Consider the following 13,505-nt stretch of genomic DNA (forward strand, 5'->3'; position numbering starts at 1 on the left):
TGATTATCAATTGCATTAACCTACCAAAGCACTTCACCGCCATCTTTATAGAATTCCCCAGTTTCTATCCCATCCGTTTGGGTGGCTACACGCACGATCGGTTTGGCTCCTTCTTCTGCTGTTTTGACTCCTTTGTGCTGATTGAGGTCGGTAGCGGTATAGCCGGGGGTAACGCTATTTACCCGGAAGGCTGTACCGTGCAACTCATTGGCCAACATAATTGTGAAGGCATTCATCGACATTTTAGTCGATCCATACGCACTAATAATCACCGGTTGGGCCGACTTGCCCAACAGCGGCAGGAATTGTTGCGTGGTTTGAACCGCCCCGAAAAAATGGGTATCAAATAGTGTACGCAGATTGTCAATGCCGCCATTGGCAAACGTTTGAGGCTGCTCGCCAGAGATACCGGCATTATTGATTAAAATATCTAACGTATCAAGTTTTGATTCCAGCTCGTTGAAGGCCTGTTTGACGGAATCCAGGTTGGCTACATCAATCTGTACATAATCGACGTTGGTGAAGCCCAGCGCTTTGATCGTTTCTACCGCTTCAAGGCCATTATGGACATCCCTGCTTCCGATATAAACAAAGTAGCCTAGCTCCGCCAGTTGTTTGGCGGTTTCGAAACCAATCCCTTTGTTGACCCCGGTTATGAGTACTGTTTTCATAGAAAATGGCTTAATCGTTGTGGTATGCTAGAGCAAACTCTTTCGCAAAGTCGGCCAATTTAACGGCCCCTAGCGTCGGTTGGTTTCGGTAGTAGTCTTCGTACAACTTGCCATTCCCCTGACTGGCCTGTAGCTCGACAAAGCCTTTGGCAACCTGTTCATTAAAGCCGATACTCAGCCAGTTTGTCAGCAATTGCTCGTCGGAAATGACTCTCCATTGGAGATCTGGCTTTCCAATGACTTTCCCCAGCATGGTAGCGATTTCATTAGGCGATACTTCATCGCTGGCCACGTACCGTACCGTACGACCTTCAAACGGCTGATCCATCTCTTCGCTAATCACATCGGCAATGTCTTTGGGCGATACCCATGGCTCTTTGGTATCCCCCCCGTAGTTGGAAATAATGGCTCCATGACGTTTAATGGTGGGTATAAACGAGAACATATTGAGGTAAAAGCCTACGGGACGAATGAATTTGATGGCTATATACCCCGGTAGCTGTCGCAGGATCTGTTCGACGTTATGATGGAATAGCAGAATGCCATTCCCCTGATCCATATCCGCGCCAATGCTGCTTAGGTGCACCACTTTCTTAACGCCTGAGCGCTCAATGGCCTCCTTATACTGTTGACCGATCTGGGTGATCTGGCCAATAAAATCAACGGACTTATCAAAGCTATCCCCAACGGCTTCCATGGTTTCCATAAGGTAAACAATATCGGCCCCGGTAAAGGTTTGGGCCAGGAAATCAGTATCCTGCATGGTCCCGATGGCGGCCTTTGCGCCCATCGCTTCAATTTCTTTATGTCGGTTATTATTGCTGCTGATGACGGTAAGGCTGTGCCCTTTCTGCACTAAATCGCGGGTGAGTGGTTTGCCAATATTACCTAGCGAGCCTGTTAATACAATGTTCATTTGGTTTGCTCTTTTGTTGATGCAAAAGTCCGCAGCCTGGGCAAAACCGTTTTAGCCAAAAGGCAGAATGTTGTAGTCAAAGTACGGTTGTAGGTCGATGAGGTGTTTTACCGATGGCGATAATCGTCTGGCTGCAATGGGTAATTCCGACGCAACTACTTGATACCATCATGGGTAATTAGTATGCTGTATTCGTTTCTTGATCGGGCTCAGTGATTGATTTTTTAGGCCTAACTAGGAAGCGGTATGAAAAGCGACTATTCGTTCGACAATCTTTGGATGTTCTTTTCCTAAATGTAAATAGCGTTTTTCGTTAGCTACTCTTAAGCTTGACTTTAGCCTTATGCTGCCCACATCAAAGCGTTCTGCCAAAGCTGGTACTGTTGTTGACTCATTTTTACATGTACTATCTCGGAACTAGATGTGCAAAAATGCATTTCTCGCCATAAATAGCGCCTTACACTGGCTAGCCCATCACTGAACGTCAACGACTCTTTAGTATACCAACTGCTGACCTGGCTACTTAACTGCCCTTGCCTCTGGAGAGAGTGAGCCATCAGAGTAACTATTGAGAATATGCCTATCAAAATGGGTGTTGTGCGAGCAATAGCCAATTCACTCCACTGACGTTGCGTCTCCACACCCAGATGAGCCCGCACTAAAGCAAAAGTTGTCTCTATCGACCAACGCCGGACAAAATAAGCAATGATTTGTTGGGCCGTTAGGCTACTATCGTTGCTGACCAAGCCGGTTAACTTACCCTCCAGACGTACCACGACCCATCGAATGGATACCGGCGGTTTGCCGGAATGATACCACACGGCTGTACCCGTCGCGTATTCGACCCGCTGGGGTTGGCTGCCATACCAGTCGATCACCTCTAGCCATTGCCAGCTTAAAGCCCCAACCCCAGCCAACTGAGCCAGCGTTGCTAATCGTTTTCCTTTGAGTCGCTTACGGCCTACTTGCCCGACTGACCGAACAGGTGCGGGTTCATATAGAGCCGCGTCCAAACGCAGTCGGCTAATCAAACTTACTCGGCCTTGCAAGGCATTAAGTAAGTCAATAACGGCATAGCTGCTATCTCCAACCGCAATTAGTTGGCGTTGGGGTAACCATCGTTTCAGTTGCAACAGCAACTGGCGTGCCCAATCGGTTAAGGTTTTGTGAGACCGGGCTTTAGCCGCGTAATAGCGTTCGGATGGAGCCAAGGCGGTCAGAAAAGGGAGCGCCCAAACTCGGTTAGCCCAACTGACTTTTGTCAAAATCATCACACACATCCAGCGTAGACCGCTACATTTAACAAAATGGCTGTCACTGCTTCGAACCGCGTCGCGATAAATGCCCCGCGCTTTAATCTGCGCACCCCACCGTCGTTCCAATGTCTCATCAATGCCAACTACGAGTGGCTGCTGGCCAATGAAAACGGCTAGCAGTTGTTCTAACAATAAACGGCTGGCTGCCAAAGCTGACCATCGGGCATGACTTAATACGCGATGGTATTTGTGAAAGGCTTTTTCTTGGCTTAAGCCAACGATACGCAGCACTGAACTAATGGTTCGCTTGCCAGGCGTTAGCATCGCTCCCATTAGCAGGAGTTGAACATGGGCGAAAACTCGTTTGCAAAACAGGTTGGTATAGGGTAGTATTACTGTCAGAAACTCGCTGGGTAGTTGAGGCATATAGACTTAAGTTTGGCGACCCAAATCTACATACCAAAGCCCCAGCGGGTTTCTTCTTAAAAGCTAAAGTCAAGCTAATAACTGTCAACTACCATCCGTAGTATACACTTGAATTCGCATTTACAGGGCATATCACTTTTTCTGCCCTGCGCGCAACCGCCTTTATGAAAAGTTAGTTAGCATCCTCCGCTGTGTCGGATCGCTACGTTTCACTGCCCTACTGTCAAGGGAAGCTTACACCGTTTGAAGGATGGATGGCTCACTTCGTTGCCTGAATAACCGTTTGAAATTTCAAAGTCCGCTTTGCCTCGTTCGCTTTGGATACGTCGCCCTTACCATGACCCGGCGTTTCAAGGTTGATTGACCTTTCCCCGATTGCATAGGCTAAACCGTAGCAGCCGACCGAAGCCGCCGAACTCACCCGTAGCACGTAGCGCTGTCCCGCCGAAACGCGCAGGTTAGGCCGGATAAATCGATTCCGGGCAGCCCAGCTAATGGAATCTGCCGACAGGGATGTGCTGTACAGGGGGCGCGCCGTTGGGTCCGATGCATCTTTTTCGGAGAAAATGGCTATCTCAAGAGCCGCGTTGGGATTGTCCTTCTTATAGGCCGTTAACGAAACGGCGGATAGTAACCCCGTTTGGGAAGCCATGAACGGCTGGCTTTGCGTGTGATTGTTGGTAATATCGCAGTCGATGGTGTAGTCCAATGCCGACGGGTCCGAAACTGAGCGATTCGTTGGCCGATTGGCCATCCACTTCTCGGGCTGGCCAACCCGGATCGACAGGGCGGGCGTCTGATCGCAGGCGATAGGCTGAATTGAGCCGTCGGCAGAAAAGGTCAGGGGTGCCCAGAAATAGTTGGCCAGAGCCTCGTTGCGAGCCGCGTTGTTCCACAAATCACTCCCGTAGAGAAACAGGGAATCGTTAGCAAGCTGGATGGTAGAAACAAAGGAAGGTTGCCCGCCACACGATTTATCACTAATTTTTCTTCCTTCCGACCAAGGTCCCAAGGGGGACGAGGCCGTGCGGTACGAGGTACCGGTGCCCGAACAATACCCGCAGTTCGGATCGGAATACGTAATATAATAAATTCCCCGGCGCTTAAAGAGCCCCGGCGCTTCCGTTTGCTCCGGCGTCACGGATTTTACGTACCGGTCGGTCCCCGACAAGTAATCCGCCGTCAATTGTTCGATCACGATTGCCCCTTTGGCCCGCCAGTCCGTGTAGGCCAGATAAGCCGTACCATCTTCATCGACGAAGGTATCGTGATCCCCGTTGTTCAATCCGGCCACGGGCGCATCGCGATTAACCGCGAGCGTGGGTTCGGCGACCTCTTTAAAGGGACCGGTTGGGGAGGAACTGGTAAATACCCGAAAACCTACCCGGTTATCATACACGTTGATCCAGAGCACATACTGGTTGGTCTTTTGATTGAAGATCACGTGCGGGCGAAAGCAACCGTAGGTGTTCCCGTTACAACGGGTTTGCCACACGGGTGTTTTGGCATCGAACAGATACCCCTGATCCGTCCAGTTGACCAGATCCGGGGAGGAATATACTTTAAAACCACAGAAAGGAGCTTTCTTATTCTGCCAGGCAAAGCCGCAGTCGTAGCTGGTGCCGTACAGGTAGTAGGTACCCCGAAAGTAGGCAATTTCTCCATCGTGGGCGTCGATGGCATCGCCAACGGCATCGAACCGGGTTAGTTGTTTGCCGTCTGCCGTGAAATTTCGTAACCGAACGGAGGGGGTTACCGGCCCCTTCGCGGCTTTCCGAGTTTTTGCGGCTTTGGGATAGGTTAGCTGCGCAACAGCTACCTGACTGACCGAGCAAAACAAGCTTATCAGCAGGAGCACCACGCCCACTGGACGTACTGGAATACTCGTTACCATACGTGGTTTAGTTATACAATGTTCATATATAGAATGCACTGGCGAGTTGGCTAAGCGCCGTGTTATCAGGAACAGATCCTACTTATTCAGCAAACCGAACCGGTTATCTCCCGGCTAATAACCAGGGTTCTGAGTGAGTTTACTGTTCAGCAGAATTTCCGGAGCAGGCACGGGTAAGTAATATTCATAATCGCTATAGACGTAATCTTGGGCGGTAAAGGAAATACCTCCTCTGGAAACGGTCGGATTCGCCTTCTCTTTAGCCCCGTAAGCATTCATGAACGCGGCCAGTTCTGCCGGGGTCATAGTTCGCTTCAAATCAAACCAGCGCTGGTTTTCAAAGGCTAACTCGACGCGCCGTTCCTTCAGTACCGCCATCTTAAACGTAGCTTTGTCAAGACCGGACATATCCTTCAAACCCGCCCGTGTCCGCACCTGATTTAGGTAGCCGTACGCTTCCGGCGTAGGGCCGGACTGCTCGTTCAGGGCTTCAGCCAGCATCAGTAGTACGTCGGCGTACCGAAGCACTGGCCAGTTGTCGTCCGTTCGTCCGCTAATGGTATGCGGATGCGTGTACTTAATAATATAGGGAATATTGACGACCGTACCGTTTAGGCTGTAACTCGTCTTTAGGGAGGCATCCTTCCGTAAATCACCGGGTTCATACGCGGCAATCAGGTCGTTGGTCGGTATGTTTCGCCCGGCGGGCGGAGTGTTGGCAAAGCCAGTTACCGCGGCCGCTGACGCCCGGGGGGCAAACGTGTACGCAAAACTGCTCCATTCACCCAGATCGTTGCCTCCCTGGTACTGAACCTCAAAGATGGATTCGGGCCCGTTCTTTTTGGCCGGGTTGAAGTTATCCGCGTAAACTGGGTTCAGCGCATACCCCGTCACCAGCTTCAAGGTTGATACGGCCTCACTGTATTTTTTCTGGGTCAGGTACACTTTACCCAATAGAGCCAAAGCAGCCCCCTTGGTAGCACTGCCCAACTGAGCCGCTGGATAGGTGGCCGGTAAGCCCGTAATAGCTTCTTTGAGGTCTTTTTCAATCTGTGCCCAGACCTCAGCCTGCGGTGAGCGTACCAGGTCAAAGGCCTGGTCAGGATTGGCTAACGTCGAGGTAACGAGGACAACGTCGCCAAAATACTGAACCAGATGAAAATAGAAGTAGGCGCGCAGGAACTTCAATTGCCCTTCGATTGGCGCTTTTGCGGTCGTCTCGAGCCCACTGGTGGTTAGTTTCTCCAGCGTGTAATTGGTATTATATAAGGCGGAGTAATACCCATTCCAAAGACCAGAAATGTCCGTATTACCGGCATTGACGGTCGAGAATTCAAAGGCTTCCCAACGTACTGCATCCCCCCGATCCAGCGGGTTGAGATCGACCGTTGTATTATCAGAAGGCAATTCCTCAAAGACGTAAGCCGAATTCGTGATCGTCTGTAACTGACCGTACACGCCGTTAAGGGCCTGGCGGAACTGCGCTTCGTTTTTATAAAACACCTCGGTTCCAATCCGGGTTGGATCCGTTGTGATCAGAAAATCTTCCTTACACGAGAATTGACTCAGGCTCAGAAACAGGGCTATAAAAAAATGTTTCTTATTCATGGCGATTAAAAGTTTAGCTTGATGCCAGTGGCGATTGTCCTGGGAACGGGATAGGCCTCATCATCAATATTCGGCTCGGTCGTGCTGCGGGTACTTACGTCGGGGTTACTACCCGGATATTTTGTGAAGAGGAATAGATTGTTGCCGGTAACAAAAATCCGGGCACTACTTAAAATGGATTTGAACTTGGGTAAATTATAGCCAATGGTGATGGTTTTAAGCCAAACATAGCTGGCATCGTAGACGTAGCGGTTGCTGCTTTCCCGTGACCATTTAAAGTAACTGGTCCCCCCCTGCGAATGCACATCGGCTGGATTGGGACCCGGATTCTCGGGGGAACGCCACCGATCCTTTGCCTTCGTCTGCACGTTGAAGACGCCATCCATATTCATGGTCGACGACTCAATGTTGCGGTAGATATCAAAGTTCTGGGCACCCAGGAACAAGATATTAAAGTCGAATTTCTTATAATCACCCGCCAGAGTCCAGGCCCAGGTAAAGGCCGGATTGGGGTTACCGATTTCGACCATGTCCTTTGTATCGTAGGAGATGATCCCGTCGCCGTTCGTATCGGCAAACTTCATCGCGCCGGGAATGGCCCCATCTTGTTTGGGAGCGGCATCAATTTCGGCCTGGGTATTGAAGATGCCTATTTTTTGGTACCCATAGATCATACCAACTGGGCGTCCCACTTTCTGAACATTGTAGCCGCTGTAGAATTCGCCGTAGTACAGCGCATCGTTAGCTCCCTTGATGGCCAGAATCTTGTTTCGGTTGAAACTGATGTTGGCGTTGGTCCGGAAATTGAACGAACCAAGGTTCGTGCGGTACTCAGCCCCTACCTCAAAACCATGATTTTCTACTTTACCAATGTTCGCTAAACTGGTGGTGAAGCCAGAAACCGAGGGTATCGACACCGGCAACAGCATATCGTTGGTGATCTTTTTGTAGTATTCGACGTTGAAAATCAGCTTGCTGTTAAATAGGGCCAGATCCATGCCAATATCGACCTGATTCGATTTTTCCCATTTCAGATCCTGATTGGCAAACGAGCTAACGTTTTTGCCGGCAACAAACGCATTGCCCAGGATATAATTGTTAGCCCCCACGAAGGCCAGACTTGGGTAATTGCCGATGGCATTATTGCCCGTTACCCCCCAGCTTGCCCGAAGTTTGAGGTCGGACAGCCACGCTGTTTTCGGCATGAAGGGTTCTTCGGTGAGCCGCCAGCCGATAGAGGCTGCCGGGAAGTTGCCGTACTTGCTATTGGCCCCGAAACGCGAGCTGCCTTCCCGCCGGAATGTCGCTGAAAGCAAGTACTTATCTTTGTAGGCATAATTAACCCGGCCCAGGAAAGCCAGGAGCGACCATCCGAATTCATAAGAGTTAGCCGACCGGATCGACGCCGATCCCAGAAATGGGACTAAATCATCGGGAAACGTATTGCCCGTGCCTGTGAAGCCACGTACCCGTTCCTGCTGCGCTGTGTACCCCACCAATGCATCAAGGTTATGGTTAACCGGCAGCTGTGGTTTAAACGTAAGTAACTGATCGAGTGAATAATTGGTCAACTCCTCCGTTTGGTCAGTTTCCGTAGCATTCCGGGGTGGTGCCCCCGATGAACCCGAGGCCACACCCAAACCGATCGTGGAGGGGACGTATTCTTTGAACGTATTATTGTTTAGCCTGATATTGGCGGATGTTTTAAACTTAAAATACTTTAAAAACGAAAGTTCAATGAACCCATTGGTCAGTAGATCGGCGATGTTCCGTCGTCGCTGCACATTCTCCAGAACGTAGAGGGGGTTAGGAAAACCAAAAACGCCATCTACCCCATTGATGTACGGAACCAGCGAGCCATCGGCATTATAAGGCGTTGCCCGGGGATCCATCACTAAAGCGCTACCCACAACGCCCCCCCGCCCAACGGTGTTAGCCAGGTTCTGACGAGTATAGGAGCCGTTAATGTTTAACCCAAAGTTGATCCATTTATTCACCTGCCCACCCAGGTTGGTCCGTAGAGAAAATCGATCATAATTCGTATTCTTGACAACCCCATTTTCTTGGTAATAGCCCGCTGATACCAGGGCTTTAATGGGCCCCGCTCCAGAAGAAATGGTCAGGTTCATATCAGAATACGGCGCGTTATCGCGCATGATCAAATCAAACCAGTTGGTCGAATACTTGGTCTGTTCGGGAAACCGGTAGCCGATGGGCACTTCGCTCTCCAACGGTTCGCGCTTCTGAAGGATGCGGATCTGATCCATGAAAACATCTTTCTTGAACTGGGCGAATTCGACTCCGTTCATCATCGCCGTTCGTCTTGACCTGGGTACGGTCTGAATGCCGTAGTCAAGGGCTAAATTGACGTTTACTTTTCCGTCTTTTGCCTGCTTGGTGGTAATGAGCACCACGCCGTTAGACCCCCGGGCCCCATATATAGCCGTAGAAGCGGCATCTTTTAAAACCGAGACGCTTTCAATATCGTTGGGATTTAAGTTCTGTCCCACTGACGTGCCTACGACAAATCCGTCAATTACGTAGACGGGATCACTGCCGGCCCCTAGTGAGCCAATTCCCCTGACCCGCACTTGGAACTCCCCACCGGGCGTGCCACTGGTCTGCTTAACGGCAACGCCCGGTGCTCTACCCTGAAGAATTTGGTTGGGGTTGTTGGCTGGCTGCTCCCCCAGGTCACGCATGCTAATGACCGACACGGCTGAGGTAATATCCTGTCGACGCTGCGAGCCGTAGCCTACCACAACCACTTCGTTCAGGGTCTGATTGTCCGGCAACAGGGCAACGGTCAGGGCAGTCTGAGTGCCCACTATAATCTCCTGGCTGACGTAGCCAACGAAACTCAATACGAGCACCGCCGACGGGTTAGGTACGGTGATACGGAAACTGCCCGTATTATCGGTAGTAGTGCCTTGGGTGGAACCCTTTAGGGCCACGCTTACGCCGGGCAATTCGGCTCCTTTTTCATCAACTACCTTTCCCGACACTACTATATCGATTGCCAACGAACGAGTGTCTTTCTCCGGCCGGGGAGCGGACCTGACCAGTAGTGGCCGGGTAGCCGGAGCAGTACTACTACGCGTGTCTGTAGGCGAGGGCTTCGCCAGCGTGCTGACCGTAACCGTTGTTAGACTAAGCAGCGTTAACAGATAAATTTTCTTCATGATCGGTACGAGTTATTTAGCAAAATGGTCTTAAAACGCATAGTATTCCTGTATTGAAAAAGTACCTGAATTGAGGCTAAAAAGGCAAATTAAAACTATCAAAAAGAACAAGTAGGCCCACTTAGCTTTAGCTAATCAGATATAGTCAGTTTAGCCTATTTTACTTTTTAAGACATCAATATTGAAGTATATTGCATAATTTGCTACAAAAATAAAACTTTGCCAATAGTCGTTTCAATGGACATTTTGGCTTATTGTTTGGCTATTTTGATATGGAATTATACCGAAAGTATTTCAACGAACAGCAGGTGCACCAGCTGTCGACGCAAACACCTAGTTGGGGCGTCGACATCCTGACAATTGGGCATAATCTGCACCCGGCTAAGAAAGCGTATCCAGATTATAACCACCCCAATCAATACTGCTTCGACTGGAACGAGGGGCGGACGCTCAACGAGTTTCAGCTGGTTTACATCGCCAATGGGCAGGGTGTCTTCGAGTCGCAGGCCATTCCGCCTACCTTAGTGGGGGGCGGTACCGCTTTTTTGCTCTATCCCGGCGTCTGGCACCGGTTTAAGCCGTCCTACGAAACGGGTTGGGAGGAGTTTTGGGTGGGTTTCCGGGGCCATTACGCCGAGTATCTGATGAGGCAGGAGTGTTTCAATCCTGAGCAATCGCTGATGTCCATTGGCTTCCGGTCGGAGTTGCTCAACGTATTTACCCGGTTGATCGACACGCTTAAATACGAAGGAACTGCCTACCAGCAGATTGCCACCTGTCAGATCATTCAACTATTGGGATTGGTGTACACCTCGGCCTTAATGAGCGATACTAGCCGCAATCGCCGGGAGCAGATTGTGCATCAGGTCCGGTACAAAATTCAGGGGATCTGGGCGCAACCCATTGATTTTGAAAAGTTGGCCGAAGAAAATAATGTCAGCTACGTATGGCTCAGAAAAGCCTTCAAAGAAGTCATGGGCGTTGCACCAGGGCAGTATCACCTGAATTTGAAAATAGATAAGGCCATTCAGATGCTGGGAGAAACAAGCCTGTCTGTATCCGAAATTGCTTACCAGACGGGCTTCGAGTCGCTCTTCTATTTTTCGAGGATCTTCCGCAAAAAGACGGCCCTATCCCCGACGGAATTCCGGGCTAAACAAATGATAGTAAGCCTTGATAAATCGTGAGTCAGTCTAGGCTTAGGCTTCAGGTACTCATCGTTGATGTACTTGTCTTAGTTATCAACCGACCTGGACAACGTCAATCTTGAGAAGTTGGCCCAACTTTTTTAGTTTCGACGCAACATGGCCTACGCCCACAGCGCAGTGGTGCGCTGGCCCGTGGCTATTCCAGTCGTTGACAAACTGAGGGGCACCCATTGGAAAGCGGTAGCGGCTGTTTGTATTGCCAATTTCCAGAATGGGTCCTGCCACGGACTCGCCCTCAGCGACTAATAGCCGCAGTTTCCCCCGTCCATCCTCCACCACTGACAACAACGTAACGGGACCGTTCCTGACCGACATTTCGACCGATAACCCTGCTCCGACTTTACCGTGGTAAACCTGCAATGGACGCACTTTTGTCTTTCCCTGGGCGATGCGGACGTGTCCCGGTCCGTCGTGCCCCATCAGCACGACGTCATCGGTAAAATCTAAGGCGTAGTATTCGGTGAAGGAGCCACCCGCCCCGAACGTATCCATGATTTTCATGGCCTGCGCGTTTTTAATCTCATACTCCCCCGCCACTGGAATCCCTCGCCCAGTCAGCAACGAGGTGCCCAGAATGATTGAACTCATGGTATCGGCATTGGTGGGGTTACCCGTGCCCTTATGGTAGTACGCCAGCGATCCCAATTGGTATTTAGCGACTAATTGATCGAGCGCCACCGAGGTGCGGGCGGCTCGGTCAAGCTCCGCCGGGGCGCAGTCGGCCTGCACGTCAAATAGATCAAAAAACATTTCAACGCGTTCCCGGATAGCTTTTTGCGGAACGGACTCTTTTAGGGCTGACAATTCATCCACCTCAAGAACAACCATCTGGCCCCCAAAGGTGATGGTCTGTAGGGTGGGATCCGAATAGATATCCAGCATCCCGCTGTAATAATTGCCCATCAGCCCTAATCGATTGTGGGCCATCACCTGCACCACGTGCGCAGCCTCGATCCATTCGTCGACCTCGCGCCAGCATGCAGAGTCCTTCTGTAACAAGCCGGTGATCTGGTGGACAGGGATGCCCGCCCGCCGAAATACGTTGGCAATTTCCGGCACGGGGCAGGCCGAGCAATACGCTAGCCACTCGCCCGTCATGCGCGTACGGTCGCCCAGTTGGTTAAACTCGCCGTAGTCGATAGCCGCTTCGGGTGCCAGGTTAAGCAGAATGACTGGCACGTTAGCGCGTTGCACTACGGGCAGCACCGTCGCCGAAAGCGCGTAGGTAGTTACGTAGATAAATAAGATATCCACGTCGGCCTGCCGGAAGTAGTGGCCAGCCTGGATGGCTTTATCGGGCGTGTCGACCAGGCCGATGTTGACGATCTGCGCGTAAGGACGCTGTAAGTTCTGGGCCACCTGCTCCAAATAGCCCAGTAATCGGTTTTCCAGACCCTCGAACTGAGGCCAGTAGGTGTCTAAGCCAATGCCGAACAAGCCCACTTTCAGGGCGGGCGTAATGGGTTGGGTACCATTCGTATAAAATGGAAAGGGTATTGTCTGGGGTGTAGTCATTGAGTAGGGCAATGCCTGATTACTATTGATAAGAAACATTGCTGGGTAATCTTAAGCAAAAAAAGAGGTTATTACTCGGTAGTCCAATAGACGTTTTGGTCTATTCTTTAGCTGTTTTGATACCGAGCTGATTGGGGGAGTAATCCAGCGTAACGAACACCTGTAAATGGATAAATCAACCCAAATTGGTACGTTTTGTTCGCTTAGCAGGTTCTTATGGGTTTAGGCGTTTAGGTAGGCTTATCGCGCGCAAAATTATTTCTTTAGGCAAGCCGCCTGTGAGTTGTCAACTGGATGCTTACTTTTCGTATGCTACTGATTAAGTTGGACAGATATTAAAATCACCTCAGTAAACCCTCGTATTGTACATTTCCGTACCTGACTTTCTTGTACGGATACCAGCGAAGTTTAGGCTTTCGCTTACGTTGATGCATCTGATGGGGCGTCAAATAGTTTAACGATGCATGGGGGCGGACTGTATTATAGGCATTGATTGCTCTAGATACTGCTTCCTCGGCCGCTGAAAATGAAGTAAAGCCACGGGCTAATTTACAGTCATCTTTCAAGGATCGGAGCACTCGCTCGGCCATTGCGTTCTCATTAGGATCGCCTGACTCAGTCATACTAATAGTAGCATTGGCTTGGCGCAAACGCTGCACATAGGTCCACGAGCAATATTGAACACCCCGGTCTGAGTGTGTCTTAGCCCCCTGAATGGCTGGACAAAATTGTAAAACAGTTTAGTCCTACTACATTCAGAAATCATGAGTAAAATTAGGCGAAGTTTCACCCCCGAAGACCGCTATTCTATCGTTCAGGAAGCCATTCG

9 protein-coding genes are annotated in these 13,505 nt (G+C 50.4%); 1 reads left to right on the plus strand and 8 read right to left on the minus strand.

Features of this window, described 5'->3' with window-relative positions:
- Nucleotides 1-20: 20 nt before the first annotated feature.
- The 6 genes from ACYVIY_RS26825 to ACYVIY_RS26850 form a co-directional block, all read right to left on the minus strand.
- Nucleotides 21-671 carry an SDR family NAD(P)-dependent oxidoreductase gene (locus tag ACYVIY_RS26825; protein ID WP_460979670.1) on the minus strand — a complete coding sequence of 217 codons (651 nt, stop codon included), beginning with the start codon at nucleotides 669-671 and terminating at the stop codon, nucleotides 21-23.
- Nucleotides 672-681: 10 nt separating this feature from the next.
- Nucleotides 682-1,587, minus strand: a complete 906-nt coding sequence (locus ACYVIY_RS26830; protein ID WP_460979671.1) for an NmrA family NAD(P)-binding protein — start codon at nucleotides 1,585-1,587, stop codon at nucleotides 682-684.
- Nucleotides 1,588-1,928: 341 nt separating this feature from the next.
- A complete protein-coding gene (locus ACYVIY_RS26835; protein ID WP_460979672.1) occupies nucleotides 1,929-3,269 on the minus strand; it encodes an IS701 family transposase in 1,341 nt (446 codons plus the stop codon).
- Nucleotides 3,270-3,528: 259 nt separating this feature from the next.
- Nucleotides 3,529-5,163, minus strand: coding sequence for a family 43 glycosylhydrolase (locus tag ACYVIY_RS26840; protein WP_460979673.1), 1,635 nt, complete (start codon nucleotides 5,161-5,163; stop codon nucleotides 3,529-3,531).
- A 114-nt stretch (nucleotides 5,164-5,277) separates the two neighbouring features.
- Nucleotides 5,278-6,771: a RagB/SusD family nutrient uptake outer membrane protein gene (locus tag ACYVIY_RS26845; protein WP_460979674.1), complete on the minus strand. Its 1,494-nt coding sequence runs from the start codon at nucleotides 6,769-6,771 to the stop codon at nucleotides 5,278-5,280.
- A 5-nt stretch (nucleotides 6,772-6,776) separates the two neighbouring features.
- Complete coding sequence (locus ACYVIY_RS26850; protein ID WP_460979675.1) at nucleotides 6,777-9,953, minus strand: SusC/RagA family TonB-linked outer membrane protein; 3,177 nt, start codon at nucleotides 9,951-9,953, stop codon at nucleotides 6,777-6,779.
- Nucleotides 9,954-10,225: 272 nt separating this feature from the next.
- Between ACYVIY_RS26850 and ACYVIY_RS26855 the strand changes: the two genes are divergently transcribed.
- Nucleotides 10,226-11,140 carry a helix-turn-helix domain-containing protein gene (locus ACYVIY_RS26855; protein ID WP_460979676.1) on the plus strand — a complete coding sequence of 305 codons (915 nt, stop codon included), beginning with the start codon at nucleotides 10,226-10,228 and terminating at the stop codon, nucleotides 11,138-11,140.
- A gap of 54 nt (nucleotides 11,141-11,194) precedes the next feature.
- On the opposite strand, the gene ACYVIY_RS26860 is transcribed toward ACYVIY_RS26855, so the two are convergent.
- Together ACYVIY_RS26860 and ACYVIY_RS26865 are read right to left on the minus strand one after the other, a co-directional pair.
- Nucleotides 11,195-12,715, minus strand: coding sequence for an arabinose isomerase (locus ACYVIY_RS26860; protein WP_460979678.1), 1,521 nt, complete (start codon nucleotides 12,713-12,715; stop codon nucleotides 11,195-11,197).
- Nucleotides 12,716-13,017: 302 nt separating this feature from the next.
- Nucleotides 13,018-13,299, minus strand: a complete 282-nt coding sequence (locus ACYVIY_RS26865; protein WP_460979679.1) for an integrase core domain-containing protein — start codon at nucleotides 13,297-13,299, stop codon at nucleotides 13,018-13,020.
- Between the last annotated feature and the right edge of the window lie 206 nt (nucleotides 13,300-13,505).

This window comes from Spirosoma knui (assembly GCF_054780635.1).